This is a genomic window from Pseudomonas sp. B22(2017) (assembly GCF_002113105.1).
In the GTDB taxonomy this organism is placed as follows: Bacteria; Pseudomonadota; Gammaproteobacteria; order Pseudomonadales; family Pseudomonadaceae; genus Aquipseudomonas; species Aquipseudomonas asiatica.
In genome coordinates this window covers 168,821-195,251 of the sequence record NZ_NEJN01000006.1, presented here as the reverse complement: position 1 = coordinate 195,251, position 26,431 = coordinate 168,821, and the positions used below count along the sequence as shown (strand labels likewise).

General features: G+C 58.9%; 23 protein-coding genes and 3 pseudogenes. 12 read left to right on the top strand and 14 right to left on the bottom strand.

The features are described from left to right. Window positions 1-67: 67 nt before the first annotated feature. From CAG18_RS15425 to CAG18_RS15385, 8 genes are all read right to left on the bottom strand, one after another. Entirely contained in the window at window positions 68-271 is a 204-nt protein-coding gene (locus tag CAG18_RS15425; RefSeq protein ID WP_013971803.1) for a formate dehydrogenase subunit delta, read from the bottom strand. Beyond that, entirely contained in the window at window positions 268-3,150 is a 2,883-nt protein-coding gene (gene fdhF, locus CAG18_RS15420; RefSeq protein WP_054572332.1) for a formate dehydrogenase subunit alpha, read from the bottom strand. The genes CAG18_RS15425 and fdhF overlap by 4 nt, the downstream gene beginning before the upstream one ends. Further along, window positions 3,147-4,715 carry an NADH-quinone oxidoreductase subunit NuoF gene (locus CAG18_RS15415; RefSeq protein ID WP_054572331.1) on the bottom strand — a complete coding sequence of 523 codons (1,569 nt, stop codon included), beginning with the start codon at window positions 4,713-4,715 and terminating at the stop codon, window positions 3,147-3,149. The genes fdhF and CAG18_RS15415 overlap by 4 nt, the downstream gene beginning before the upstream one ends. Beyond that, window positions 4,709-5,191, bottom strand: a complete 483-nt coding sequence (locus tag CAG18_RS15410) for a formate dehydrogenase subunit gamma (protein WP_024086596.1) — start codon at window positions 5,189-5,191, stop codon at window positions 4,709-4,711. The genes CAG18_RS15415 and CAG18_RS15410 overlap by 7 nt, the downstream gene beginning before the upstream one ends. A 466-nt stretch (window positions 5,192-5,657) precedes the next feature. Continuing rightward, entirely contained in the window at window positions 5,658-6,233 is a 576-nt protein-coding gene (locus CAG18_RS15400) for a hypothetical protein (protein WP_023660676.1), read from the bottom strand. Window positions 6,234-6,343: 110 nt separating this feature from the next. Further along, window positions 6,344-6,631, bottom strand: coding sequence for a DUF3077 domain-containing protein (locus CAG18_RS15395; protein WP_015269622.1), 288 nt, complete (start codon window positions 6,629-6,631; stop codon window positions 6,344-6,346). A 103-nt stretch (window positions 6,632-6,734) separates the two neighbouring features. After that, entirely contained in the window at window positions 6,735-6,989 is a 255-nt protein-coding gene (locus CAG18_RS15390; RefSeq protein ID WP_015269621.1) for a hypothetical protein, read from the bottom strand. A gap of 433 nt (window positions 6,990-7,422) precedes the next feature. Next, the gene (locus CAG18_RS15385) at window positions 7,423-7,821 is read right to left on the bottom strand and encodes a hypothetical protein (protein ID WP_223998079.1); all 399 of its coding nucleotides are present in this window, start codon (window positions 7,819-7,821) and stop codon (window positions 7,423-7,425) included. A gap of 50 nt (window positions 7,822-7,871) precedes the next feature. Here CAG18_RS15385 and CAG18_RS15380 point away from each other — a divergent pair. Beyond that, window positions 7,872-8,186 (top strand): annotated as a pseudogene (locus CAG18_RS15380) (chitin deacetylase); the annotation flags it as partial. Window positions 8,187-8,219: 33 nt separating this feature from the next. On the opposite strand, the gene CAG18_RS15375 reads toward CAG18_RS15380, so the two are convergent. Then, window positions 8,220-9,257: a sterol desaturase family protein gene (locus CAG18_RS15375; protein ID WP_085721145.1), complete on the bottom strand. Its 1,038-nt coding sequence runs from the start codon at window positions 9,255-9,257 to the stop codon at window positions 8,220-8,222. Window positions 9,258-9,500: 243 nt separating this feature from the next. On the opposite strand from CAG18_RS15375, the pseudogene CAG18_RS15370 reads away from it, so the two are divergent. From CAG18_RS15370 to CAG18_RS15350, 5 genes and pseudogenes are all read left to right on the top strand, one after another. Continuing rightward, window positions 9,501-11,911, top strand: a pseudogene (locus CAG18_RS15370) (TonB-dependent siderophore receptor). Between the two features lie 253 nt (window positions 11,912-12,164). Next, window positions 12,165-13,685, top strand: a complete 1,521-nt coding sequence (locus CAG18_RS15365) for an NCS1 family nucleobase:cation symporter-1 (RefSeq protein WP_085721144.1) — start codon at window positions 12,165-12,167, stop codon at window positions 13,683-13,685. A gap of 613 nt (window positions 13,686-14,298) precedes the next feature. After that, a complete protein-coding gene (locus tag CAG18_RS15360) occupies window positions 14,299-15,363 on the top strand; it encodes a (p)ppGpp synthetase (protein WP_085721143.1) in 1,065 nt (354 codons plus the stop codon). 449 nt (window positions 15,364-15,812) lie between these two features. Beyond that, window positions 15,813-17,087, top strand: coding sequence for an AAA family ATPase (locus CAG18_RS15355; protein WP_085721142.1), 1,275 nt, complete (start codon window positions 15,813-15,815; stop codon window positions 17,085-17,087). Further along, window positions 17,084-17,755, top strand: coding sequence for an HNH endonuclease (locus CAG18_RS15350; RefSeq protein ID WP_085721141.1), 672 nt, complete (start codon window positions 17,084-17,086; stop codon window positions 17,753-17,755). The genes CAG18_RS15355 and CAG18_RS15350 overlap by 4 nt, the downstream gene beginning before the upstream one ends. Before the next feature lie 481 nt (window positions 17,756-18,236). Here the strand turns inward: CAG18_RS15350 and umuC are convergent, their stop codons facing one another. After that, the gene (gene umuC / locus CAG18_RS15340; protein ID WP_085721140.1) at window positions 18,237-19,508 is read right to left on the bottom strand and encodes a translesion error-prone DNA polymerase V subunit UmuC; all 1,272 of its coding nucleotides are present in this window, start codon (window positions 19,506-19,508) and stop codon (window positions 18,237-18,239) included. After that, complete coding sequence (locus CAG18_RS15335) at window positions 19,498-19,926, bottom strand: LexA family transcriptional regulator (RefSeq protein WP_054572226.1); 429 nt, start codon at window positions 19,924-19,926, stop codon at window positions 19,498-19,500. The genes umuC and CAG18_RS15335 overlap by 11 nt, the downstream gene beginning before the upstream one ends. A gap of 102 nt (window positions 19,927-20,028) precedes the next feature. Here CAG18_RS15335 and CAG18_RS15330 point away from each other — a divergent pair, with 102 nt between their 5' ends. Continuing rightward, complete coding sequence (locus tag CAG18_RS15330) at window positions 20,029-20,736, top strand: SOS response-associated peptidase family protein (protein WP_085721139.1); 708 nt, start codon at window positions 20,029-20,031, stop codon at window positions 20,734-20,736. On the opposite strand, the gene CAG18_RS15325 is transcribed toward CAG18_RS15330, so the two are convergent. From CAG18_RS15325 to CAG18_RS15315, 3 genes and pseudogenes are all read right to left on the bottom strand, one after another. Further along, window positions 20,719-21,513 carry a DNA adenine methylase gene (locus CAG18_RS15325; protein WP_085721138.1) on the bottom strand — a complete coding sequence of 265 codons (795 nt, stop codon included), beginning with the start codon at window positions 21,511-21,513 and terminating at the stop codon, window positions 20,719-20,721. The genes CAG18_RS15330 and CAG18_RS15325 overlap by 18 nt on opposite strands. 151 nt (window positions 21,514-21,664) lie before the next feature. Further along, the gene (locus CAG18_RS15320; RefSeq protein WP_054572224.1) at window positions 21,665-22,219 is read right to left on the bottom strand and encodes a lysis system i-spanin subunit Rz; all 555 of its coding nucleotides are present in this window, start codon (window positions 22,217-22,219) and stop codon (window positions 21,665-21,667) included. Continuing rightward, window positions 22,219-22,386: pseudogene (locus CAG18_RS15315) on the bottom strand (glycoside hydrolase family 19 protein); the annotation flags it as partial. The gene CAG18_RS15320 and the pseudogene CAG18_RS15315, both read right to left, overlap by 1 nt. A gap of 38 nt (window positions 22,387-22,424) precedes the next feature. On the opposite strand from CAG18_RS15315, the gene CAG18_RS27305 reads away from it, so the two are divergent. The 5 genes from CAG18_RS27305 to CAG18_RS15295 all read left to right on the top strand — a co-directional run bounded on the left by CAG18_RS27305 (window position 22,425) and on the right by CAG18_RS15295 (window position 26,353). Then, entirely contained in the window at window positions 22,425-22,553 is a 129-nt protein-coding gene (locus CAG18_RS27305; RefSeq protein ID WP_256573362.1) for a hypothetical protein, read from the top strand. Further along, window positions 22,550-22,825, top strand: coding sequence for a pyocin activator PrtN family protein (locus CAG18_RS15310; RefSeq protein ID WP_054572223.1), 276 nt, complete (start codon window positions 22,550-22,552; stop codon window positions 22,823-22,825). The genes CAG18_RS27305 and CAG18_RS15310 overlap by 4 nt, the downstream gene beginning before the upstream one ends. 389 nt (window positions 22,826-23,214) lie before the next feature. Continuing rightward, a complete protein-coding gene (locus tag CAG18_RS15305) occupies window positions 23,215-24,123 on the top strand; it encodes a LysR family transcriptional regulator (RefSeq protein WP_054572222.1) in 909 nt (302 codons plus the stop codon). A 107-nt stretch (window positions 24,124-24,230) separates the two neighbouring features. Next, a complete protein-coding gene (locus CAG18_RS15300; protein WP_012053993.1) occupies window positions 24,231-25,421 on the top strand; it encodes a CaiB/BaiF CoA-transferase family protein in 1,191 nt (396 codons plus the stop codon). After that, window positions 25,418-26,353 (top strand): hydroxymethylglutaryl-CoA lyase, encoded by a 936-nt coding sequence (locus CAG18_RS15295; RefSeq protein ID WP_054572221.1) that lies wholly within the window; start codon window positions 25,418-25,420, stop codon window positions 26,351-26,353. The genes CAG18_RS15300 and CAG18_RS15295 overlap by 4 nt, the downstream gene beginning before the upstream one ends. Window positions 26,354-26,431: the final 78 nt, after the last annotated feature.

The following is a 26,431-nucleotide window of genomic DNA, read 5'->3' as shown; positions in this document are numbered from 1 at the left end:
GTGCAGTACCTGTGGGAGCTGGCTTGCCGGCGATGGGCTGCGCAGCAGCCCCATTCGACACCAAACGCTAGGCCAACGCTTCCTGCACCTTCGGGTCCAGCCCCTCCCCTGCATTGGCCTCGGCCCATTCCGCCAGTTGCCGGCGCATCGCAGGCGTCCAGAAGCTCTGCAGATGCTGCCGTATCCCTTGCACCGCCAGCGCCCGGTCTGGCTCGCTGTCGAAGTAATGGGCAATCTGGTTGGCCATCTTGACCAGATTCTCACTGCTCATCGGCGCACCTCGGTTTTCTCGGCAATACGACGCTCCTTCAACAACCGCCGCTGCTCGTCACTGAAGTCCTGGTAGCGCTTCTGCCACTGCGACGGCTGGAACACTTTCACCACCTCCACCGCCGTCACCTTGTACTCAGGGCAGTTGGTGGCCCAGTCGGAGTTGTCGGTGGTAATCACGTTGGCCCCCGACTCTGGGAAGTGGAAGGTGGTGTACACCACACCCGGCGCCACCCGCGTGCTGACCTTGGCCCGCAGCACCGTCTGCCCGGCGCGGCTGCCGATGCCGACCCAGTCGCCATCCTGGATGCCACGGCTTTCGGCGTCGGTCGGGTGGATTTCCAGGCGGTCGGCGTCATGCCAGGCGACGTTGCCGGTACGCCGGGTCTGGGCGCCGACGTTGTACTGGCTGAGAATGCGCCCGGTGGTCAGCAGCAGCGGGTAGCGGTTGTTGACCTTCTCCTCGGTGGGCACGTAGCCGGTGAGCATGAAGCGCCCCTTACCACGTACGAACTGGTCGATGTGCATGGTCGGCGTGCCATCCGGCGCTGCGTCGTTGCACGGCCACTGCAGGCTGCCGTGGCGGTCGATCTCGGCGTAGCTGACGCGGTGGAAGGTAGGCGTAAGGCGGGCGATCTCGTCCATGATCTCGGACGGGTGACGGTAGCTCATCGGGTAGCCCAAGGCATTGGCCAGGGCTATGGTCGCCTCCCAGTCGGCCTTCCCGGCCAGCGGCTCCATGACCTTGCGCACCCGCGAAATACGCCGCTCGGCATTGGTGAAGGTACCGTCCTTCTCCAGGAACGAGCTGCCCGGCAGGAACACATGGGCGAACTTGGCTGTTTCGTTGAGGAAGATGTCCTGCACCACCACGCACTCCATGGCCAGCAGGGCCGCAGTGACGTGCTGGGTGTTGGGGTCGCTCTGGGCAATGTCCTCGCCCTGGCAGTAAAGGGCCTTGAAACTGCCGTCCAGCGCAGCCTCGAACATGTTGGGGATGCGCAGGCCCGGGTCAGGCTGCAGGGTCACGCCCCAGGCCTGCTCGAACTCGGCGCGCACAACTTCGTTGGAAATGTGCCGGTAGCCGGGCAGTTCGTGGGGGAACGAGCCCATGTCGCACGAGCCTTGCACGTTGTTCTGCCCGCGCAGCGGGTTCACCCCTACCCCTTCACGGCCGATGTTGCCGGTGGCCATGGCCAGGTTGGCGATGCCCATCACCGCGGTGCTGCCCTGGCTGTGCTCGGTCACACCCAGGCCGTAGTAGATCGCCGCGTTGCCGCCGGTGGCGTACAGCCGGGCGGCGGCGCGGATCTGCTCGGCAGGCACGCCGCAGACCGGGCCAAGCACTTCGGGGGCGTTTTCCGCCAGGCTGACGAAGTCGCGCCAGCGGGCGAAATCTTCGGTTTCGCAGCGGGCATCGATGAAGCGCTGGGCCAGCAGGCCTTCGGTGACGATCACGTGGGCCAGGGCGTTGAGCATGGCCACGTTGGTACCGGGGCGCAGTTGCAGGTGCAGCTCGGCGCGGGCGTGCGGCGAGTCGACCAGGTCGATGCGCCGTGGGTCGATCACGATCAGCCGCGCGCCCTGGCGCAGGCGGCGCTTGAGCTGCGAGCCGAATACCGGGTGGGCGTCGGTGGGGTTGGCGCCGATCACCAGCACCACGTCGGCCTGCATCACCGAGTCGAAGCTTTGTGTACCGGCCGACTCACCCAGGGTCTGCTTCAGGCCATAGCCGGTGGGCGAATGGCATACCCGCGCGCAGGTGTCGACGTTGTTGTTGCCGAACGCCGTGCGCACCAGTTTCTGCACCAGATAGGCTTCTTCGTTGGTGCAGCGGCTGGAGGTGATACCGCCGATGGAATCGCGACCGTACTTCAGCTGGATGCGGCGGAACTCGCTGGCGGCGTAGGTCACCGCCTCGTCCCAGCTGACTTCCTGCCATGGGTCTTCCAGGCGCTTGCGGATCATTGGCTTGGTGATGCGGTCCGGGTGGGTGGCGTAACCCCAGGCGAAGCGGCCCTTGACGCAGGCGTGGCCGTGGTTGGCGCCGCCGTTCTTGTCCGGGACCATGCGCACCAGCTGGTCGCCCTTCATTTCGGCGCGGAACGAGCAGCCGACGCCGCAATAGGCGCAGGTGGTGATGACCGCACGCTCGGGCTGGCCCAACTGTACCAGGCTCTTTTCGGTCAGGGTCGCGGTCGGGCAGGCCTGCACGCAGGCGCCGCAAGACACGCACTCGGAGGCGAGGAAGTTTTCACCACCCGCCGCCGCCACCCGCGATTCGAAACCGCGCCCGGTGATGGTCAGGGCGAAGGTGCCCTGGATGTCCTCGCAGGCACGCACGCAGCGGCTGCAGACGATGCACTTGCTCGGCTCGTAGTCGAAATACGGGTTGGATACATCCTTTTTCTCGGCCAGGTGGTTGGCGCCGTCGTAGCCATAGCGCACCTCGCGCAGGCCCACCTGGCCGGCCACGGTCTGCAGCTCGCAGTTGCCGTTGGCCGAACAGGTCAGGCAGTCCAGCGGGTGGTCGGAGATGTACAGCTCCATCACATTGCGGCGCAGGCCGGCCAGGCGCGGGGTTTCGGTGTGCACCACCATGCCTTCGCTGACCGGGGTGGTGCAGGAGGCCGGGTAACCGCGCATGCCTTCGATTTCCACCATGCACATGCGGCACGAGCCAAAGGCTTCGAGGCTGTCGGTGGCACACAGTTTGGGGATGCTGGTGCCGAGCATGGCCGCGGCACGCATCACCGAAGTACCGGCGGGCACAGTGATGGCGCGGCCATCGATGCTCAGGCTGACCTGTACCTCGCTGTCACGGGCCGGGGTGCCGAGGTCGCTGCTTTTATCAGAAGCGGGGTCGAAGAAATTGATCACTGCGCGGCCTCCGTGTGGGTCAGCCCGAAATCGGCGGGGAAGTACTTCAGCGCGCTGGCCACCGGATAGGCGGTCATGCCGCCCATGGCGCACAGCGAGCCGTATTGCATGGTGTCGCACAGGTCGCGCAGCAACAGGGCCTGGTCATGCCGTTCGGTCATGTCGCTGGTGGCGATCAGCCGGTCGACCACTTCCATGCCCCGGGTCGAGCCGATGCGGCACGGGGTGCATTTGCCACAGGACTCCTCGGCGCAGAACTGCAAGGCGAAGCGCGCCATGCTGGCCATGTTCAGGGTGTCGTCGGCCACTACCACACCACCATGGCCGAGCATCGCGCCCATGGCGGCAAAGGCTTCGTAGTCCAGCGGCGTATCGAAGTGGCTGGGCGGTACCCAGGCACCGAGCGGGCCACCAACCTGCGCGGCCTTCAACGGCCGGCCGCTGGCCGTGCCGCCGCCATAGCCTTCCACCAGCTCGCGCAAGGTCAGGCCAAAGGCGCGTTCCACCAGGCCGCCCTGACGGATGTTGCCGGCCAGCTGGAACGGCATGGTGCCCAGCGAGCGGCCCATGCCGAAGTCGCGATAGAACGCCGCGCCCTTGGCCATGATGACGGGTACCGAGGCCAGGGTGAGTACGTTGTGCACCAGCGTCGGCAGGCCGAACAGGCCCTGCAGCGCGGGTAGCGGAGGCTTGGCGCGAACGATGCCGCGCTTGCCTTCGATGGATTCGAGCAGCGCGGTTTCTTCGCCGCAGATATAGGCGCCGGCGCCGACCCGCACTTCCAGGTCGAAGGCCTGGCCGCTGCCGGCCACGTCGCTGCCGAGATAGCCGGCGTCACGGGCGATGGCGAAGGCCTGGTCAAGCACGCGGATGGCGTCGGGGTATTCCGAGCGCACATAGATGTAGCCCTTGTCGGCACCCACGGCGAGGCCGGCAATGATCATGCCTTCGATCAGCAGGAACGGGTCGCCTTCCATCAGCATGCGGTCGGCGAAGGTACCGGAGTCACCCTCGTCGGCGTTGCACACCACGTACTTCTGCCCTGCCCCGGCGTCACGCACGGTGCGCCATTTGATGCCGGCCGGGAACGCCGCACCGCCGCGGCCGCGCAGGCCGGAATCGAGCACGGCGGCGACCACCTCGGCACCGTCCAGGGCCACGGCCGCTTCAAGGCCGGCGAAACCGCCATGGGCACGGTAGTCGTCCAGCGACAACGGGCGGGTGATGCCGGCGCGGGCGAACAACAGGCGCTGCTGGGTCTTGAGGTAAGGGATGTCCTCGACCGGCCCCAGGGCCAGCGAGTGGCCACCAGGTTCACCGGGCTCACCGGTAAAGGCGTCGAGCAAGGACGGCACGTCTTCCGGGGTGACCGGGCCGAAACCCAGGCGCCCTTGCGCGCTGTCGCACTCCAGCAGCGGCTCCAGCCAATACAGCCCGCGGGAGCTGGTGCGCTGGATATCCAACGGCAGCTGGCGGCGCTCGGCCTCACGCTGCAATGCATCGGCAACCTGGTCGGCGCCCACGGCACGGGCTACCGAATCGCAGGGGATATACAGCTTCAGCATGCTGCGTCCTCCTGGCAAGCGTTGACCAGCGCGCGCAGGCGCTCCGGGGTAAGGCGCGCATGCACCTGGCCGTCCAGTTCCAGCGCTGGCGAGCAGGCACAGGCGCCCAGGCAGTACACCGGGCGCAGGCTGATGGCGCCGTCGGCGCTGGTGCCGTGGTCGTCCAGCGCCAGCTGTTCGCGCAGTTGCGCGGCCAGCGCCTCGGCGCCCCGGCTCTGGCACGACTCGGCGCGGCACAGGCGCAGGGTGTGGCGCGCCGGTGGCGTGGTGCGGAAATCGTGGTAGAAGCTGATAACCCCACGCACCTCGGCCAGGCTGAGGTTCAGGGCATGGGCAATTTCGGCGACAGCGGCATCGGGGATGTAGCCGATGTCGTGCTGGATGGCATGCAGGATCGGCAACAGCGCGCCGGGGGTATCCTTGTCACGGGCCAGAATGCGTTGGATCACAGGCAGGTGGAGCAATTCATCAGGCATACAGCGGACCTCGGCATCACGGACCCTGCCTGAATTGTTGTGAGGGCAGGTATCCGGCGTGTTCTGCTGCGGCGCGCCGGCCACGTCACGGTTGCGTGGAGCCAGCGGCCTCCTTGCCTGCGGCCGTACGTCTGCGCGCACTGGTCCGAGGCATCCTGCAAGCATGGCACTTGTGGCGCCAGGGGGTTGCGTGCGAACGACCAGGCGCATCCTGAAACCGACGCGGGTTGTTTCTGGCCTTATACAGTCTGCTGCGCTGTCGCTTGGAGAACTGAATTCGCAAGCGGTACGCGTACCCTGTGGGAGCGGCTTTAGCCGCGAAGAATCCAACGCGGTGCATGGCACCGGCTGCGCCGGTGTTCGCGGCTAAAGCCGCTCCCACAGGGTCCCTGCTAATTCAATGAGTTATGTGCAGTCCCATGAATGCATGGTATGAGCAAGCTTCACAGCTGCACGGCTTTGTCGATCAGTGCTTGCCTTCCACCGCCTTGGCCGTCTCGATCAGCTTGTCGAACTTGCGGTTCAGCTGGGCAAAGCGCTCATCGCTCTTGGCCCGCGCTTTGACGTTCTGGTCCGAGCTGGCCTTGTCGGCGATGGTCACCACCGTCCAGTCCCGGTCCTTGGCCACCCAGTACACCAGCTCACCGTCTGCGGAAAACGCCTCGAGTCGGCCACCGCTATTCGGCACAGGCTTGGCCTGCCTGGTCATCGGCAGCAGTTGCTGGACCCGCGCCTCGTCGGTGCTGGCCAGCCGCACCTCCACCTGGCGAAGCTGGTCGGCCTCGTTGAACGATGCCTTCACTTGCGTGATGGCAATACCGCCCAGGTTGAAATCGCCCTTCGGGTTGCTCCCCTGAAAGAACTCGGTGGGCACCTGGTAGTGATAGCCGGTGAAATGCTCAACTTCGCCGAACTGCTGCTGCAGAATGGCCATGGCCTGGGGCTTGGGCATGCCCAGGGTGAACTGGCCGACTTCCAGCGCCGAACAGGCTTGCAGGGGGAAAAGCGCGCAGGCGAATACCAGCGGCAGGGTCCGTTTCATCGGTCATCTTCCTTGAAAAGAGCCCAGCAACCTAACCCCTGCATGACAATCAGACAATACTGGCAGGGTGCCAAGCCCACACTGCCTCGGCTTCGCGACGCCTGGCTGGGTCAGCGGTTCTTGCGCATGCCCATATGCGCGTCATCCATCAGCGCCTTGGCCATGTCGCAGAGAAAGTGCGAAGCCCAGACCAGCACCGGTTCGTTGTCCATCACCCCGATGAACGACGCTCGCCGTGAGCAGTCCATCAATACCGACGCTTGTTCGATGGCATGGTCGCAGCAGTTTCCCGGTTCTACGCGGAACAGTTTCTTGCCGTCCAGCACACCGTCCAGGAACGTGGCCGCGCCTACGGTCAGGCCCAGTGTGCCGGTGTCGTCATCCAATTCCTTGTCCATCTGAAACCCTCTTTTGAATCTGCCGGCCAGTGCGATTTCCCGGTTGCAGTCCCCGGCAAGAAAACCGCACCGCCCAGGCTGGCAAAATTTGAAAATCAGCCCATCAATGCAATGTATGCACCGGCTGCCCGCCCCGGAGCTGCACCTGCGCAATCGCCGACTCCAGCAGCGTGCGCACAGCCTCCATTTCATGCATGACCGCCAGGGTCATGATCGTGGCGGGAGATCTGGGGAGCGAGGCTATCGCGTGATGGCCTACGGACAAGGCGCACAGCACGTATTCCGTGGCCTGGATCAGGGTGTCTTCCAAGTGATGGGGTGAGTCGGAAATGGGGGGATCCGGGACTATTTTGAGCATGGTCACATCTCGATTTCGTGAGAGAAAACCACACCCCATCCCTTGCAGAGAATGGGTGGCGGCTGCGTACGGGCCTGCAAGACCGGGGAAGATCGAGAAAAACCCGGCTGACCCGAAGGTCACCCGTACGCAGCCACCATTAAGCACAACCATTGGCACAAACCAACGGCTCGATGATGAGCACGCTTTCGATACTTCCCCAGGCTTGCAGACCCGGTCGTTGAATTTGCAACGACAGGGCGAGACTAGGGGGCTCAGGTTTCCATCGCAATGGTGAAACGGCTTGAAAAGGATGATTCAGAAATGGACTACGAGGAAGGGGAAAAATCTGATTAGTTCTTGTAGGAACTGATATGAGTTTCTCTAAAAGACTCGAAGAACCGAGTGTGAAACACAGCGCTTGGCGGTACGCTGTGCTTCTTTCAAATGCTCACTACAACGCCAGCCGCGCCAGTCGCTGCAAAGCTCGAATCACCTCCTGATCCCGGTTCTCCAGCACATCCGCCTGAATGCGCGCGATCACAGCCTTCAGCAATTCGGTCTGGTTCATCTCTGTATGCTGCTGAAGCGCAAGCATGTCCTCCGCCATGTACGGATTGACCTTCATCGACAACCGCCGAGTAACATTGGAACGCGCAAGCCCGCGCTGCTCTCGCTGTTCATCCAGCGCCTGAAGGAACGTTTGATGCGCCGCATGCAACTGCCCACACTGCTGCGCCTGCACCAACTGTTGGAAATAGTGGGCAAGAAACACCTTGCGCAAATTTGCCCCCGCCTCATTACTGACCGCATGCATGGCCGCATCGAGCACATCCAGATAGACCGCCGGCAAACGCGCCTCGATCGACTTGAGCTGCTGCTTGCGCGCCTCGCGGATGGCCGCTCCCAGGCTCGCCCGCCCACCTGGTGGTTCCGTACACACTGGTCAACAACGACGCCCGCTATCTGCTGCCCAATGGTTTCGCCTGCGGTGAAGACTTCTTCCGGCTGTTGAAGGATGCTTTCGGCCTGTTGTGGCAGGAGGGCGCGCACCACCCGAAGATGATGAGCGTTGGCCTGCATGGACGGATCAGCGGCCATCCTGGTCGGGCGATGGCGCTGGCGCGCTTTCTCGATTACGTGCAGGGCCACGACGGGGTGTGGGTCTGCCGGCGCGAAGAGATTGCCAGGCACTGGATAGCCCAGTTCCCCGCCTGAGCGGTCAGTCGTTCGCAACAAACACGGGATCAGCTAACGGCCTGCCCTGCCAGACGCGCCGAGCACAGCCATGCGCTGGCATTTCATCAGGACCTTACGGCCGGTTTCGACAAAGGGCGTGACGATCAGGCTATAGACCGTCAGGTAACGCTGGTGGTCCTGCTCACCGGTGCCGAAGCGGATGTTTTCGGGCGTTGATGTAGTGACATAGAGCGTGCCGAACATCCAGTCCCAGAGGGACAGGTTGGTGCCGAAGTTCCGGTTGAAATGGCGCGGGGCATCACTGTGATGGATCTGGTGCTGGGCCGGGCTGTTCAACACATGTTCCAGCTGCGGGCCGAACGACAGCCAGACATGGCTATGCCGCAGGTTGGCCGCCAGGCTGTTGAAGATGAACACCAGGTAGGTCACGCCGAACAGGGTGTAGCGGCTGACTTCACCGCCGCAAAGGTACCAGAAGCATCCGGCGTAGAAGCCGATGCCAATGCCGGTGCTCAGTTTCTCGACGATCTTTTCCACGAAATGCACCCGGCTCGCTGTCGCCGGCACCAGCACGGGCGCCGAATGATGGACTTTGTGAAAGGCCCAGAGCCAGCGGGAGTGAAAAGCCCGGTGCGCCCAGTAATGGATGAAGTCCTTTAGCAGGAACACCCCCAACCCGTAGAGCAGGGCCAGTGCAAGGTTCTCGCCCAGGCGCGGGCGCGCGCCCCAGAGGTTGCTGAAAAAGGCCAGGTAATCGCCGGAGCGCAGGATGTAGGGGTCGACCAGATGGACGACGGGCAGCACCAGCGCAACCTTGAGGATGGCCCGCACGAAGTAGTAGCGGTAGTCCAGCAGCGCCGAGGGATGCAGATGTACCCGGGCGCCACCGATGAATTGCCAGAACGACTGGGCGTCGCTCAGGCCGCGCCGCTTCCTGAAGCGGAACAGACCATAGGCTGCGCCATAGGAGATGCAAAGGAACAAGGCCCCGAAACGGCCGTTCAAATTGAAAATGCCGAGAAACTGGTCGGTAACGGGCGTGATCACCCAATCGGTCAGGTGCTCATAGGCAAGCGACAGGGCATCCACGAAACGTCAGCCTCGGCAAAAGGGACGCAATTGTAAATCAGATTGATTTACTCGAGTGGCTTTCTGCATGAAGTGGTGCTTCAAGCACCGGTAATCGCTTGCCCCCGCCCGCAAAAACACAACACACCGATTGACAACTGCAGGAGGAAGGACAACTATCCGGCCGCCTTTATGCGAAGCTTTATCATTATCAATACGCTTCTCATAATTGCGCCTGCATAGTCCATCGAAAGGAGCCAATGGATGTCCGCCTGCTTTTCTCCCCCCGCTTTCAGCATTCGCCAAGCCGCACTGGTAGCAAGCCTTTCGGGCTCGCTGCTGGCCAGTGCCAATGCCTGGGCCGTGCCTGTCAGCTACAGCATCCCGGCCGGGCCGCTGGGGCCGCGATCAATCAGTTCGCGACGGCAAGCGGGGTGACTGTCAGCGTCAGCAACGAAGAAATCGCTGGCCTGCGCAGTGAGGGACTGCAGGGCAGTTACGAGCTGGAGCAAGGCCTCGCGCAACTGCTGCAAGGCAGTGGCCTGCAGGTGATGCAAGCGGGAGACAAGCACTACATGCTGGCCTGCCCGAGCCAGGATGGCACGATGGAACTCGCTGCAACGACGGTCTCCAGCGTGGGGCTGGGTGCCACCACCGAAGGCACCGGCAGCTACACCACAGGTTCGGCCAATACGGCAACCGGGCTGCGCCTCTCGGCACGCGAAACACCACAGTCGATCAGCGTGGTGACCCGCCAGCAGATCGAAGACCAGAACCTGAACGATGTTGCCCAGGTACTGGAACAAACCCCAGGCGTGGTCGTCGACAGCATGGGGCCGGCCGGCAGCGACGCCAATCATATCTACGTACGTGGTTTCGAGGTCGGCACCATCCAGGTCGACGGCCTCAACCGGCCTGACAGCTTTGGCTTTCGCGATGACCTTGCCGACATGGTGTCGTATGACCGGGTCGAGGTGGTACGCGGGGCCACGGGGCTGATGTCCGGCACTGGTGACCCCGGTGCGACCGTCAACCTGATTCGCAAGAAGCCGACCTTTGAAACGCAACGCAAGCTGACCCTGAAAGCAGGCTCGTGGGACACCTACCGCACCGAGCTGGACGTGTCCGGCAAGCTGTCGGAAAGCGGCAATGTACGCGGGCGCCTCGTGGCCTCGAACACCGACAGCCAGAGCTACGTCGACCGCCAGTCCCTGGAACGGCAGGTGGGCTATGGGGTGCTGGAATGGGACATCACCGACAGCACGATGCTGACCGTGGGGGCGGAATATCAGGAAATGGACAACGACGGCGCCGGTAACCACGGCTTCCCGATGTTCAACTCCGATGGCAGTCACTTCAGCCCTTCCCGCTCGTTCAACTCGGCCTCGGACTGGAGCTACCACAAGCGTCGCACCAAGACCCTGTTCACCACCCTGGATCACGACCTGGCCAACGGATGGCACCTGAAATTCAATGCTGAGCACAGCCGCCGAAGCTATGACGACGTATTTGCCACCGCCGCCAGCGGCACCGTCAACCCTGATGGCAGCGGCATCCAGACCTGGACTGGTCGTTGGGCAGGCGAACCTCGGCAGACCTCGTTCGACCTGTCGGCTACGGGCCCGTTCGAAGTGCTGTCGCGCGAGCACCAGGCGTACGTCGGGCTCAGCCACTACCGGGCCTACTACCGCAACGACGGCTACCATCTGTGGACCTGGCAGGACATCGACAACATCCATGACTGGGATGGCTCGTTACCAATACCTGACGCCATCCACAACAAGACGACCGAAAATGCGCTGGACGAAACCCAGGACGGCCTGGTGGCTTCGGTGCGCTGGAGCCTGGCCGATGACCTGTCGCTGATTACCGGCACGCGGGTGATCGACTGGCGACGTGAGGAAACCGAGGAGCAGTTGGCGAGCGGTGAAACCAAACACACCTCGCGCAGCGAAACCGGGGTCGTCACCCCTTACATCGGGCTGGTTTACGACATCAACGACAACTGGTCGGCCTATGCCAGCTACACCACCATCTTCAACCCGCAAGACAAACAGACTGCATCGGGCAGCTACATCGACCCGTTGGAGGGCGTGAACTACGAGCTGGGCCTGAAGAGCGAGTTCTGGGACAAGCGCCTGACTGCTGCACTCAGCGTGTTCGAAGTGCACCAGGACAACCTGGCCGTGGCGGACGGCGACGTCCAGGCGCCGGACGGCAACCAGGCCTACCGGGCCGAGTCCGGCACCAAGACCCGCGGTTTCGAAATGGAAATGGCGGGCGAGATCCTGCCTGACTGGCAAGTATCGGCCAGCTACACCTATGCCGTGAGCAAGAACTCGGATGGCGACCGCCTGCTTACCGAAGTGCCCCGCGACACCCTCAAACTGTTCACCAGCTACCGCCTGCAGTCATTGCCACAGCTGAAAGTGGGCGGCGGTGTGCGTTGGCAAGGCACGGAATACAAGAAAAACGCAGGCCCCAACCACGAGACCTTCACCCAAGGCGCCTACAGCGTGGTCAACCTGATGGCGCAATATGCCTTCACGCCGCAAACCAGCGTCTCGCTGAACCTCGATAACGTGTTTGACAAGACCTACTACACGGCGATCGGCTCACGTGGCTGGTACGGCAGCCCACGTAGCGCCACGGCCACGTTGGTGTACGCGTTCTGACCCAGCCGGCGCTCGCTGCCGATGCCCGGCAGCGGCGCCGAACAAGTATCCATATTTGGCGCAGCCAGTAACACATGCGCACAATATGTGTGTACAAATTTCCCATCTCCAGGCTCGCATCAGAGGTAACGGCGACCAATAAAGAGGATACAAAAGCCCGAGAACCGCCAACTCCAACTGCTCGGCGGGTTGGTACGAATCTTGTTTGTATACAAAACCAAAAATAAAAGTACACAAGAGTTACGGAGTCCCGATGGCGTCAATTTCACGTTCCGGTGTCAGCCAGCTTGATGTTCTCCCTGCCGAAACGGCTGGGCCCACTCAGTTGGAGTTGAGCCCGCGCCTTTACAGTGCCGACCTTGCACCGACCCGCGCGGCAAATCGCACCTGGGGGCGCTACAGCCTGTTTGCACTGTGGACCAACGATGTGCACAACATCGCCAACTATTCCTTCGCCATCGGCCTCTTCGCCCTGGGCATGAGCGGCGCCCAGATCCTCGCAGCCTTCGCGCTCGGCGCACTGGTGATCTACGGCCTCATGAACCTGTCCGGCTACATGGGGCAGAAGACCGGCCTGCCCTACCCCGTCATGTGCCGGATCAGCTTCGGCATCCATGGTGCGCAGATCCCGGCACTGATCCGCGCGGTAATCGCCATCGCCTGGTTCGGCATCCAGACATACCTCGCCTCGGTAGTGCTGCGCGTGCTGCTTACCGCCATCGCTCCCGACCTCAAGCCCTACGACCAGAACTCGATCCTCGGCCTGTCGACCTTGGGCTGGATCACCTTCCTCGGCATCTGGTGCGTGCAGGTGGCGATCTTCGCCTATGGCATGGAGATGGTGCGCCGCTACGAATCCTTCGCCGGGCCGATCATCCTGGTCGCCTTCGCAGGCCTGGCGGGCTGGATGTACTGGCGCAGCGGCCTGTCGATTTCCTGGTCCAGCGGCAACGCGCCGACCGGCTCCACGATGTGGCTGAAAGTGCTGGGTGCCGCCGCGCTGTGGGTCTCGCTGTACGGCACCATGATCCTCAACTTCTGCGACTTTACCCGCAACTGCCCGGACAAACGCACCATCAGCGTGGGCAACTTCTGGGGCCTGCCGGTGAACATGCTCGGTTTCGCACTGATCGCCGTGGTGCTCGCCGGTGCGCAGTTCAGCATCGACGGCAAGCTGGTGCAGGGCCCGACCGAGATCGTTGCAGCCATCCCGAACACCGCCGGCCTGGTGCTGGCCTGCCTGGCCTTCCTGATCGTTACCGTGGCGGTGAACATCATGGCCAACTTCGTCGCCCCGGCCTACGTACTCACCAACCTGGCCCCGAACCTGCTGAACTTCCGCCGCGCCGGCTTGCTCAGTGCCGGCATCGCCGTGCTGATCCTGCCCTGGCACCTGTACAACAGCCCGTCCGTGATCGTGTATTTCCTCGGCGGCCTGGGCGCCCTGCTCGGCCCACTGTACGGGATCATCGTCACCGACTATTACCTGGTTCGCCGCAGCCGGGTGAACCTGCCGGAGCTGTATAGCGAAAGCAGCGAGGCGACCTATCACTATCGTGGCGGGGTCAACCTGCGTGCCGTAGCGGCATTCATCCCGGCGTCGCTGATCGCCATCGTGCTGGCGCTGGTGCCGGCGTTCGATACGCTGTCGCAGTTCTCCTGGTTCTTCGGCGCGGGCCTGGGCGGGCTGATCCACTATGCCCTCGCCAACCGCAGCGCCAGATACCTTGAGGTTTCCGGCGAAAGCATCGCAGTGGATAGCACGCACCACTGACCGGGGCTGCCAGCGCGGCACCCTGTAGGAGCGGCCTTGTGTCGCGAAAGGGCTGCGCAGCAGCCCCAGCAATTTGAGCCTCTGCGCTGAATCCCTGGGGCTGCTACGCAGCCCTTTCGCGACACAAGGCCGCTCCTACAAGGCTCCCAGCAGCCAACTGAGATGCCCGCTCGCTCGGCAGGACCATCCGATCTGTTTCCAGACGCATGCCCTGCTCTCTTGGTAAACTAGCCGCCTGCCCTGGCAATCACCGATCTCCTGCCGCCGACTTTTGCTACGTCGCGCCCTCGGTTTGCTACAAACACCCTCGAAATTGCTGAATTTGGTACAAGACACGTTGAACGATATGACCACAAACCCAGGCTCTAACCCAGCAACCACGCGCCCTGAGCCTTCCCGTCGCTTCAGCGTTGCACCCATGATGGATTGGGCACACTCTACTTTCAGGGCCTGAATTTCGGGGCATCCAAGAAATAACCTAACGATCCGTACCAAATTTGTACCACCCCCTTGGAAATGGCGGGACTAACTCACCAAATACCCAACTCCATGCTCGTTGCCGAAGCGGCGTCATGCTGATAACGTCAGGCTGATCGGACACGAGGATATCAGCATGACAAAAGAGGCGGTTTACCCTGGAGGCTCCAAGTCTCGAGTCAATAAGGCTGGGAATTGTGTTCGGGACAAAAGTGCTACCAAGGAAGACCTCGATATCATCGAAACTTGGCGAGCAGCTCATCGTGGTGTCTTGAACACATTTCAGGCAATTTTGCGTACCAGAACTAAACACACGGATATAACCGTGGCGCAAAGGCACAAGCGAAAAAACACCATCTTCAATAAGCTGAGACGCTTCCCGAGCATGAATCTCGCCAGAATGGATGATGTTGCGGGCTGCCGTTTAATCTTCAAGAGCGTCGAAGAACTTAATTCTTTTAGAGAAGGATTTCACAAAGCTCGATTCAAGCACAAACGTAGAAACAACGAAGAAAAATATAACTACCTTCTCTTCCCCAAAAAAACAGGCTACCGAGGCATTCATGACGTTTATGAATATGATGTCAACTCAATAGCCGGCCAGAATCTTGCTGGGCTTTATATTGAAATCCAGTATAGAACCTTGGTGCAGCATGCTTGGGCTACCGCTGTCGAGGTAATTGGTTTTATTACAGAGAGCCAGCCCAAATTTCAAGAAGGCGATAAGCGTTACGAGCATGCCATGGCCCTCGCTAGCGAAATGCTGGCGCGCGCGCATGAAGGGCTAAAAGGTCCATTTCCAGACCTCACCGACAGAGAAATTCTGGAAGAGTTTCTTAAAGTTGATCATGAACTCTCACTCCTGCAAACCCTCAGGGGCCTTAATCAAGTTAAAAGTCAAATATCAGATAAACGCAATACAATCTTGATATTTTCTGAAACCGGAGAATTGGAGGTAAAAAGCTATCGAGATGCTCCTGACGCTCTGCGAGCATTATTTGATTTAGAAAAACAAATGCCTGACAAGGATATTGTACTCGTCCGTGCGGATTCCAGCGAAGAAGTTCGCCTTGCATTCAGAAACTACTTCTCGGACGCACGTGAGTTTATCCGACTTATTGATGAAGCTTGCGAACGATTAAGCAACCATACATCCTCTGAAGACTTTACTCACATAGTCGAATTCGTTAACTCTATTTAATTCAACACGCTGCCCAAGCTACGCAATACTTATCTTGATTGTGCTCAAGTAGGAATAAAAAAGGCACCCAAGCCCCAACAAATAGGGACTTAAGCGCCTTTTTTGTATCTGCGCGTCAGCAGTTAAATGTGCATGATTTGGCATGGAATGGCGCACGGCTTGGCCCATTTTTGCCCCACGGATCTTCCTCCCCCTACGGGTACCGAGCTAGCCACTGGTCGTGATTCAAAGGCAGGGGGCTGCACGGCTATAATCCTCGATCTGGCAAAGGAGTTTTGCTAGGGCTCAAACCAGCGCTGCCCTACGCCGTTTCTCGTTTGCCCCACTGGGTGCCTGTCACCTCTCCTGCCCAGGCGGAACACGCAAGATACGATTGATGGTTTCTATAATCACTGCTAATGTCCATGCCACTATTTAGCCACTCGCTATAGGATGGACTTAAACCCACTATGAAACTCTCAAAATTAACTATCGATCACTGGCGTCAATTTGCAAGCATCGAGCTTGAATTTCATCCTAAGATGACCATTATCACCGGTGCTAACGGCGCTGGCAAAACTACAATTCTTAAACTTCTAGGCCAACACTTTGGATGGTCCTTCCCGCTTTTGGCCACTCCATTTAAGAAACCTGGATCATCATCCTTCGGATACAGTACTGGCGTTTTTAGGCCTGTCAAAACACCGATTACCCCTGCAATCCCCCATGACAGTCAAACCCAGATTGGTGAGTTGACTTACAGCAACGATTCCGTCGCAAGCTTATGGGTTCCCGACAGTGACATCCCCTCTTACAATGTTCAAATCCGCGGGCAGCATCCTCTAGACGGCTTGAGTATCAACTCACACCGCCCTATTCAAAGCTATCAGGTAATTGGCTCCATCCCCACACACGCAATAAGTGCGCGACAAGCCTATCAGACCTATCATGGCGAAGTAATTCAACGCTACAACCAAGGTTACACCCAGTTTTCACCAGTATATCGAATGAAAGAAACTCTGATATCTATGGCGATGTTCGGTGCTGGCAACGAATACGTACAGAAAAATGAATCTCTGGAACGAATTTTCCTAGATTTCAAGAGAGTGCTCACTGAACTACTCCCTGCGTCTATCGGATTCCAAGATATCAGTGTACGGGTACCGGACGTGGTACTCGTTACGCGAACAGGCGAATTCATGATCGACGCGGCATCTGGCGGTCTAATGTCCCTCATAGACTTGGCTTGGCAAATTTTCCTTTACTCGATAGATCGTAATGAGTTTACCGTCCTGCTTGATGAGCCTGAGAACCATCTGCACCCGTCCATGCAGCGCTCGCTGTTACTTAGTCTCACAAAAGCATTTCCAGCTGCACAATTTATCGTAGCTACGCATAGTCCTTTCATGGTCTCCTCCGTTAGAGAAAGCAGGGTACACGCACTCAAATATGTTTCTGACTCAAATAGCTTCATCCAAAACATCTCTAAAGCTTCTGTTGCCTCTGTCGAACTAAATCTGGATTCGAAGGCAGCTACAGCCAATGAAATTCTTCGCGATGTACTAGGAGTTCCGGTGTCACTGCCGCTTTGGGCAGAGGAAGACTTACGAAGGATTACCTCGCAGTTAACCGCAGATAGCATCACCCCGGATGGACTCACAAAACTCCGAAATGATCTCGAGATAGCCGGACTCAGCGAGTATTACCCCGAGGCCTTGAAAATAGCCGTGGATCGCCAACCATGATTAAATTGACGAAACTTCCAACCCCAGACGTTTTGGTCAACAATGGAGCAGCATGGACAGCCACTTTACTGGCAAAGCTTGCAGCGGGCGAAAAGCCAACCCCACATGAGAATTCTCGCTTCCGTCACAAAGATATAAAATCCACCCTCGAACAAGAAACCCATGGCAAATGCGCTTATTGCGAAAGCAAATTAAAGCACATTCATCATGGAGACGTTGAGCACATATACCCAAAATCACTAGACCCAGCCAAACAGTTTGAGTGGGAAAACCTCACGTTATCATGCGAAGTTTGCAACCAAAACAAATCTAATCTGGATCCGCTTGTAGAGATGATCATCGACCCATATGTTAAAAATCCAAAAGAGCATATCTGCTTTATAGGTGCATTAGCGTACCCTGCCGGCACACCGGACGGTATCTCAAGCATTCAGATACTTGACCTTAACCGCCCTGAGTTGGTCATCATGAGAAATGAGACTATATCTCGCGTAATGTCCATATTCGATATGCTACTTCGTCGAGACTTACCACTTGTCGCCAGAAAAGCTATTTTGAATGATTTTAAGACCAAAGAACTATCCGCCAATGCACAATATTCCGCTGTTATCAATAGCATTTTCGACAGCATGAGCATTAGGCTCCCAGCGGACCTGCAAGAAGCATAGCGAATAACAAGTGTCTCCGATCAGCGTCTCCGTGTGCATCACGCAGGCATGGCTGCGTCACCACCTTACAGGCCTTAAATCCAGCCTGCACTGTAATCCATACAGAAAAAGCAGTCGTCACTATGTCTACAGATGTGATCGCATTTCCCAAATCAAAATCCGACCTTTCGGGAGAGCTAAAGCTATTCCTAACAGCCAGCCCTTACCGTTCACTCATGACCACTGCAAGCCTGCACGGGTGCTGCTTGGGTGGAGCGTTAATGCCTTAGCGTTTCGCTTGCGGGTTTCGCCTTCAGCGATACGCCGCGAGGAGGAAAGGGCCGAACTGCGGCGGGTAACGATGCAGGCCCTGGCATATGCTATGGCACTTGAGGGCCTAGTTTTCTTTCCTAGTCATCCGCCTATGAGAGCCCACAATTGCCGAGGCGCCTCACCCGATCCCAGGACGCGTGAAGACTATACCTGCATGGGTAGTCTCCGTTCACCGCACCCTCCAGAGCTGGTCGATCCGGGTCGTATATGACCGGCTCATAAACTCCCGGCGCATCCCCCAATCGGGGGTGCGGGGGATGCTTGCCGTGCGCATCATCCCACGTCCGTACTTGCCATTGATCTCGTCCAGCACTGACATAAGACGATCGCAAGCCGTCGGCTGCGTCACCGTAAACAAATCATCGGTGAACTCGCCTGGCTGCCGTAAGTCCATCAGCAGCACCTCGGCTTTGCTGTAACGATACCCTGGCCGGTAGACCTGCTCCACCGCTTCGGTGGCCGCCTTGGTGAGCAGCAACGTATCGTTGGTGGGATACGGCAGCGCCACCAGCACCCCCTTCGCGCACTTGGCTTCGTCCGGGTTGAACATGCCCGTGCGGATGCTGACTCGCATACGCCTGCATACAGATCCCTGCTCCCGGAGTTTCTCGGCCGCTCGGCCGGCATAGCTGGCCACCGCCTGCTTGATCGGCGCCAATTCAGTCAGGCGCTTGCCGAACATACGGCTGCAGCAAATCTCTTGCTTGGGCGGGGCTGCTTCCTCGAGCTCAAGGCACGGTGTGCCGGCGAGTTCCCGGGCGGTCTTCTCAACGACCACGCTGAACTTCTGGCGCAGCGTCCACGGGTCCGTCTTGGCCAAGTCCATCGCCGTGCGAATTCCCATCGACTCAAGGTGCGCCGTCATCCGCCGGCCGATCCCCCAGACTTCCTTGACCTCGGTGTTGCGCAAGACCCAGTCCCGCTTGAACGGATCGCAGATGTCGACCACGCCTCCGGTCTGCGCCTGCAGCCGCTTCGCAGTGTGGTTGGCCAGCTTCGCAAGCGTCTTGGTACGGGCGATACCTATCCCTACCGGGATGCCGGTGCACTTAAGCACCTTGGCCCGCACCTGGCGACCGAATTCGGTAAGGTTGCCCTGAACCCCGGTCAAATCGGCAAAGCACTCATCGATCGAATACACCTCTGCCGCCGGCACCATTGATTCAATCAGCGACATTACACGCTCGCTCATATCGCCGTAGAGCGCATAGTTTGATGAAAAGGCCACAATTCCGTGCCGCTGCAGCGTGTCCTTGCATTGAAAGTAAGGCTCACCCATTTTGACGAACGGCTTTGCGTCATATGACCTGGCGATCACGCAACCGTCGTTGTTGCTCAGCACCACGATGGGTGTCTTGGCCAGATCCGGCCGGAACACACGCTCACAGCTCGCATAGAACGAATTGCAGTCAATCAGCGCAAACACCTGGTCACTGCGCATGGTCACGCACGCTGTAGCGGACCACACCCCAGATCACCAGGTCATCACCTTCCATCACATACCTCGGTGGATAGGCTGGGTTTTCAGATTGCAGGATCACCACACCGTTACGCCGGTATAGCCGCTTACAGACCGGCTCCGTGTTGATGGCCGCTATCACGATGTCACCGTGCTCGGCATCACGACTACGATCTACGATCAGCAAATCCCCGGAGTAAATGCCGGCACCCTGCATGCTGTCGCCCTCAACCTGCACCAGGTACATATGCGGCGCCCGAAGATCGAAGAGCTCGTCCAGAGAAATGTGCCGCTCGAGGTGATCCGCCGCCGGCGACGGGAAGCCTGCAGGCACGCGGAACGAATACACCGGCAACTGCGTGGGGCCACCAATTGGCGTTCCCCAAAATGTGATGGACATGATGGACGGACTCGAAAAACTGTATAAACATACAGTTAACTGATAGATCGCGCTCCGGTCAATGTCTGAGCGAGAGGATCCCGATAAACGTTAGAGGTAGGTATGTGCGGAAGGTACTCGATCTACGAGGCAATGGATGTTTACCTCAGGCAGCTGGCACTCGACCTGGTGGTGATCAATGGCTATGACCATGAGCGGATCAACCGCTATAACGTCGCGCCATCAACACGGGTCGAGCTGATCCGGCAGAGCGCTGCAGGGCTGCGAGTGGATCGAGTCAAATGGGGATGGGCGCCCTTCTGGGCGAAGGGGAAGCGTCCCGACCCGATTAATGCGAGGGCCGAGACGGTGATGACGGGGAAATTCTTCAAGGCGCTATGGCCAGTAGGCCGGGCTCTCGCACCGGCTAACGGCTGGTTCGAGTGGATACCCGACCCAGCAGATCCGAAGCGGAAACAGCCCTATTACATAACGGCTGCGGACGATGAGCCGCTGTTCTTCGCAGCACTGGCTGAAGTGCATGAAGGGATCGAGCCCGACGACCGCGACGGGTTTGTGATTATCACCGCCGCAGCCGACCAAGGCATGGTCGATATCCATGACCGCAAGCCACTTGTCCTAAGGCCCGAGCTGGCCAGGGAATGGATAGATCCAACTACAACAGCAGCGCGCGCCGAAGAGATCGCACAACTGGGCTGCCGCCCAGCCGGCGACTTCATGTGGCATCCAGTGAGCAAGCTCGTTGGCAATGTGCGCAATCAGGGAGCAGAGCTCATCGAGCCTGTGCAGGTATCAGAACAGTTGCCCTAGCGGGGCTGGGTCCCAATTCATGATAACCAGTTCCCCCGTCACCTCGGCCTTGCCCTGACGCTGGTTCGTATTGCTGTAGCGGATATCCAGACACTCGAAGTGGAAGCCTTGAAATGCACGCCGAATGTCTGGATGGTCGTTGATGCTGACCATCACCCTGCCCTTGCAGCGCCGCATGAATTCCGCCATGCGCTCGTATTCCTCGAAGGGGAAATCCACGCCGTAGCCGGCGGTCTGCCAATAAGGCGGGTCCATGTAGAAGAACGTGTATGCTCGATCGTAGCGCTCGGCGCAGGCGAGCCATGACAGGTTCTCGACGTAGGTGCCGGCGAGTCGCTGCCACGCGGCGGATAGGTTCTCCTCGATACGCAACAGATTGATGGCCGGCCCGGTGGTTGCGGTACCGAACGTCTGCCCGGTGACTTTGCCACCGAAAGCGTGCTGCTGGAGATAGAAGAACCGGGCAGCACGCTGGATGTCGGTCAGGGTCTCGGGGCGCGTCATCTTTTGCCACTCGAAGACCTGACGGGAACTAAGCGCCCATTTGAACTGGCGCACGAACTCCTCTAGGTGGTTCTGCACAACACGGTAAAGGGTGACCAGGTCACCATTGAGATCGTTCAGCACCTCCACCGGGGCGGGCTGGGGACGCATGAAGTACAACGCGGCTCCGCCGGCGAAGACTTCGACATAGCATTCATGAGGGGGGAATAGAGGGATCAAGCGGTCGGCCAGGCGGCGTTTGCCACCCATCCAAGGAATGATTGGAGAGGTCATAGATATGCAAGTCTTTACTGTATGAATAAACAGGTGTTAGGCTCGCCGCGCTTTGTGCACAAGGCAGAGGCCACGGCTGGACTTGCAGGAATGGTCTGCGAGTTCGGCGGGCCGGGCTGGATGTTGGCGCATCTACCCGGCTCGCCTCTTTTCATTTGATGACTTCGCGGACGTAGGCCTGGCAGGCCTTCAGTGCGATCAGTCCTCGGTCACCGTCGTCGGTGATGCCGACAATTCGTTGAGCATGCGCAGGGTCAAGTTGGGCGCGAACGGCTCCATGAACCACGCCTCCGGTGCCGGCGGCTTCTCGCACCCCACGGTCACTACCCGGGGCGGCAAAGGTTCCGGCGTCGACAAGGACTGACAGCCGCAAATCAGCAGTAGCCAGCCTGTCACGCAGGCGAGCTTGAATCTGTTGTGCATCGTTCATCTCCTTCCAATGTGTTTTGCCCAGCTCCTGCAGGCGATCTTCCAGGGCTTGTCGCTGACTTTTCTGCGCTGCCAACTGCTGCAAGGCTGCAGCTGCTGCCTCCTCACGTTCACGACCATGAGCTCGATCCTTGTCTGCCAACTGCAGGACATAACCTGAAGCCTGTTCAGCCAGTTGCTTTCCGTATTCGCTGGCCTGCCATATCCAGGCCCCTCGCCCGCCCACATAGAGCCCAACAGCAGCGGCGAGAAGTGCGATACGCCAATTGAGCGGCATTACTGCAGCACCTCAAGCGCACGCTTGTAGAGGGTCTGGCGATCCTTCAGTCCATTCAGGCCGCCATTGATACGGCGGGTGATCAGCTCGAACACCGAGTCATCGGCCTGCAGCACCTTGTCAGCCAGGGTATTAAGCCCCGCCCGCTGCCAGTACCACACAGAGCTACACCCCGACCACCCGGACGACGCAGGGCGTACAGCCGATGTTTCGTCCCGCCATGTCGTTCATCTGCGATATCTGCGGGAAAGCTCGCGTTAAAGGCAACCACGACCAGTGCTCCAAGACCCGCCAGGCAGCTGGCTTCATCATCATGCGAGGGCGCAAGCCATGAACACTGCATTCATGCTAATGGCGCAATACAACGGGCTAGCCATCATCCCAATCGACCAGGTGTGCACCGACTACTTCACCCACCTCACCCCTGACATGTTTCAGCGGAAGGTTCTTGCCGGACAGATCAAGCTTCCTATCACTAGGATCGAGACAAGCCAGAAGAGCGCACGAGGCATTCATATTGCCGATCTGGCGCAATACTTAGATCAACAGCGGGAGGCTGCCCTGAAGGAATGTGCGCAATTAAACAAGACGTTTCGGGCCGGCTAACCGGGAGATTGCACCTCGCCTGGCAAGGCGCCGGTGGCCGGCGACATCGTCGACGATCAACCCGGACCTGCCTTTGGCGAGGGCAGCTAACGACCCATAGCTGCCCTTCACCACAAGTCAAAAGGCCTGAAGTGGATGCGCGACCCACGCCGCTGCCACGATTGAAGCTGTACGTTCGGGTGATGCAGCAAGAGGTTTTGTCATGGTCGTCGACGACGTCTATGAGCGTGCGTGATTCCAGAAAAGGAGGCGGGTTGAGGAAGCGTACTTCGCCTTGTTGTCCGCACCGGCGGTTTGGAAACGCTACCATAGCGAAATAGGCCGCCACCTTATGTGCCAATTTGGTGAGATTAAGGACGGTGTGTTGGCAATCCAGTGTGGGGAACCTAATGCTTCATAAGCAGCTGATCCGGCGTTTGGACTTGATCACCTTGCAGCTCTTCGTAGCTGTACACGAGGAAGGCACACTGACGCGTGCGTCTGCCAGGGAGGCGATTGCGGTATCGGCCGCCAGTAAGCGGTTGATGGAACTGGAAGAGGCATTGGGTGTTCCGCTTTACTCCCGCACAGCCAAAGGTATGGATCTTACAGCTGCTGGTGAGACACTCTTACACCACGCTCGACGCATCCTGACTGAAGTGGAGAAAGTCGGCATTGAGGTAGGTGAGCACCTGCAGGGGCTCAGAGGCTATGTGCGGATGCTCGCGAACCTGTCGGCAATCATCCAGTTCCTGCCGGAGGATCTGCATGATTTCGTACTTAGCCATTCCCAGGTAAAGGTGGATTTGGAGGAGCGTCCGAGTGACGGAGTGGTGCAGGGGATCATCGACGGAGTCGCTGACCTGGGTATCTGCTCTATGGACAGCGAGAGCCATGGTCTGCACAAGGTGCCATATCGTCACGATCAACTGGTGGTGGTGACGCGCAATGATCACCCCCTCGCAGAACGTGATCAGGTCGCATTCGCTGAAACGCTGATGTATGACCACATAGGGCTGCACTCAGCTAGCTCGATCAATAATCGAATACATGCTGCGGCAAAGGCTTTAGGGCAACCCCTTCGTTTACGTATTCATGTCCCTGGCTTCGACGCAGTGTGTCGCATGGTTCAGGCAGACATGGGCATAGGTATTTTGCCACTCAAGGCGTTCGAGCTTTTCGGAAGAGGGTTGGGGTTGACAGCCGTACAACTCAGCGATGAGTGGTCAGATCGAACGTTGGTTCTATTGGTGCGTGAGGGCGAAGCGTTATCGCCGGTCAGTCAGCTGCTGTTCGACCATCTGCAACAGCCTCGCTAGCCTCTCGTGTTCGCGAAACGCGAACGCCTCTTTCCGATATACCGTTGGAGTTTATCTAAGGTGAACCCCTAATCTTGGTTCAAATTCCAAGAAACAGAGGTTGCACCATGACTGCTCTCAACGGACTTCGGGTGATCGAGATCGGTACGCTCATCGCGGCACCGTTTGCTGCCCGCATGATGGCCGAATTCGGCGCCGAAGTTATCAAGATCGAATCCTTGGGGCAGGGAGACCCTCTTCGTAAATGGCGAAAACTGCACGAAGGGACGTCGCTGTGGTGGTACCTGCAATCCAGGAACAAAAAGTCGATTGCATTGAACCTGAAGTCAGCGTTTGGCATTGACATCGTCAAGCAGCTGGTTGAGAGCGCTGATGTTCTCATTGAGAACCTGCGCCCCGGGGCGCTGGAGAAGTTGGGCCTCGGTTGGGATGTGCTCCACGCGTTGAATCCAAAACTGACGCTGGTGCGCATCTCAGGATACGGTCAATCGGGCCCTTACCGAGATCGTCCCGGCTTTGGTGCCATCGGTGAAGCCATGGGAGGTATCCGCTATACCACTGGTACTCCCGGCATTCCACCAGCCCGTGTCGGTGTAAGCTTGGGTGACTCGCTGGCCTCCATGCACGCCGTAATTGGTGCGCTCATGTCCGTATTGCGGGTCAAGACGGGCCAAGGTGACGGGCAGGTAGTTGATGTATCCCTCGCAGAAAGCGTCTTCAACGTGATGGAAAGCTTGGTGCCTGAATACGACATGCTTGGCCATGTTCGTGAGCGTAGCGGTGGTGCATTGCCCGGCATCGCCCCGTCCAACACTTACCCGACGGCAGACAATGGGTATGTAGTCATCGCAGGTAACAGCGATCCGATTTACAAGCGCTTGATGACTACGATTGGTCGGCCAGATCTGGCGAATGACCCGGCGCTTGAACACAACGATGGTCGAGCCGCTCAGTGCGAGCTTCTGGATGAGGCAATCACTCAGTGGAGCTCCAAGCTGCCGATCGATGCCGTACTTGAAGCCTTGGAAAAGGCGGAGGTTCCTGCAGGCCGCATCTACTCCGTAGCGGATATCGTGGCTGACCCGCACTACCAGGCGCGCGACATGATTTTGAATGCGGAGCTTCCTGGCGGGGCTACCGTGAAAATGCCGGGGATCGTACCGAAACTGTCCGACACTCCAGGCCGTATCAATTGGCAGGGGCCAAGCCTTGGGCAGCACACGCAGTCCGTTCTCGGTGATCTGGGTTTGCCTGACGAGATGATCAAACGCCTGAAGGATGAGGGGGTAGTGCAATGATCACAGACTACTCCCAACGCCTCATCGTCCAAGAGGTGTCGCCTCGTGATGGCCTGCAGATCGAACCGGTCTGGGTCGAGACAGCAGATAAGATCAAGCTCATTAACGACTTGTCCTTGGGTGGCTTCAGTCGAATTGAGGCTGGGTCATTCGTATCGCCCAAGGCAATTCCTGCTCTGCGCGATGGCGAAGCGGTGTTCCAGGGAATTGAACGTCGACCGGGCGTGGTTTATGTGGCGCTTGTACCAAACCTGAAAGGTGCCCAGCGGGCCTTGGATTCCAAAGCTGACGAGTTGAACTTGGTGTTGTCAGCTAGCCAAAGCCACAATAAAGCCAATATGCGTATGACTCGAGAGCAATCACTCGTTGCATTCAACGAGGTGGTTTCGCTCGTCCGTGGCAGCTCCGTCAGCTTGAACGGCACAGTGGCAACGACATTTGGCTGCCCATTCGAGGGCCGCATTGATGAAGATGTCGTCATCCGTTTGATTGATGCGTATCAAGAGCTCGGGATGCAAGGTGTCACCCTGGCGGATACAACGGGGATGGCGAATCCCCGCCAAGTCTACCATCTGGTGAAACGCGTGCTGACCCAGCTCCCTGCCTCGCAGCTGACCTTGCACTTTCACAATACCCGAGGTCTCGGCCTGAGTAATGTATTGGCTGCATACGAGGCTGGAGCTCGCCGATTTGATGCTTCGCTGGGTGGGTTGGGCGGCTGTCCTTTCGCGCCTGGCGCCTCAGGCAACATCTGCACGGAAGACTTGGTCAATCTGTGCGAAGAGGTCGGGATCGACACAGGAATAGATCTTCCGCATCTGCTCACGTTGTCTCGCTCGCTGCCTTCCTTACTGGGCCATGAGATGCCGGGGCAAGTGGCGAAAGCAGGCCGAAATTGTGACCTTCATCCTTTACCGCTAGGTATTGGCTGATACCTGACAAAGCGACAAACGTCGCGAGCCAGAAAACAAAAACAATTAGAGCTTCCCTCGAGAAAGCTCACCTGGAGA

Coding starts and splice junctions, on each gene's coding strand:
- CAG18_RS15425 (WP_013971803.1), bottom strand. CDS start 271: ATGAGCAGTGAGAATCTGGTCAAGATGGCCAACCAGATTGCCCATTAC.
- CAG18_RS15415 (WP_054572331.1), bottom strand. CDS start 4,715: ATGCTGAAGCTGTATATCCCCTGCGATTCGGTAGCCCGTGCCGTGGGC.
- CAG18_RS15410 (WP_024086596.1), bottom strand. CDS start 5,191: ATGCCTGATGAATTGCTCCACCTGCCTGTGATCCAACGCATTCTGGCC.
- CAG18_RS15400 (WP_023660676.1), bottom strand. CDS start 6,233: ATGAAACGGACCCTGCCGCTGGTATTCGCCTGCGCGCTTTTCCCCCTG.
- CAG18_RS15395 (WP_015269622.1), bottom strand. CDS start 6,631: ATGGACAAGGAATTGGATGACGACACCGGCACACTGGGCCTGACCGTA.
- CAG18_RS15390 (WP_015269621.1), bottom strand. CDS start 6,989: ATGCTCAAAATAGTCCCGGATCCCCCCATTTCCGACTCACCCCATCAC.
- CAG18_RS15365 (WP_085721144.1), top strand. CDS start 12,165: ATGGCGTCAATTTCACGTTCCGGTGTCAGCCAGCTTGATGTTCTCCCT.
- CAG18_RS15360 (WP_085721143.1), top strand. CDS start 14,299: ATGACAAAAGAGGCGGTTTACCCTGGAGGCTCCAAGTCTCGAGTCAAT.
- CAG18_RS15355 (WP_085721142.1), top strand. CDS start 15,813: ATGAAACTCTCAAAATTAACTATCGATCACTGGCGTCAATTTGCAAGC.
- CAG18_RS15350 (WP_085721141.1), top strand. CDS start 17,084: ATGATTAAATTGACGAAACTTCCAACCCCAGACGTTTTGGTCAACAAT.
- umuC (WP_085721140.1), bottom strand. CDS start 19,508: ATGCGCAGTGACCAGGTGTTTGCGCTGATTGACTGCAATTCGTTCTAT.
- CAG18_RS15335 (WP_054572226.1), bottom strand. CDS start 19,926: ATGTCCATCACATTTTGGGGAACGCCAATTGGTGGCCCCACGCAGTTG.
- CAG18_RS15330 (WP_085721139.1), top strand. CDS start 20,029: ATGTGCGGAAGGTACTCGATCTACGAGGCAATGGATGTTTACCTCAGG.
- CAG18_RS15325 (WP_085721138.1), bottom strand. CDS start 21,513: ATGACCTCTCCAATCATTCCTTGGATGGGTGGCAAACGCCGCCTGGCC.
- CAG18_RS15320 (WP_054572224.1), bottom strand. CDS start 22,219: ATGCCGCTCAATTGGCGTATCGCACTTCTCGCCGCTGCTGTTGGGCTC.
- CAG18_RS27305 (WP_256573362.1), top strand. CDS start 22,425: ATGTTTCGTCCCGCCATGTCGTTCATCTGCGATATCTGCGGGAAAGCT.
- CAG18_RS15310 (WP_054572223.1), top strand. CDS start 22,550: ATGAACACTGCATTCATGCTAATGGCGCAATACAACGGGCTAGCCATC.
- CAG18_RS15305 (WP_054572222.1), top strand. CDS start 23,215: ATGCTTCATAAGCAGCTGATCCGGCGTTTGGACTTGATCACCTTGCAG.
- CAG18_RS15300 (WP_012053993.1), top strand. CDS start 24,231: ATGACTGCTCTCAACGGACTTCGGGTGATCGAGATCGGTACGCTCATC.
- CAG18_RS15295 (WP_054572221.1), top strand. CDS start 25,418: ATGATCACAGACTACTCCCAACGCCTCATCGTCCAAGAGGTGTCGCCT.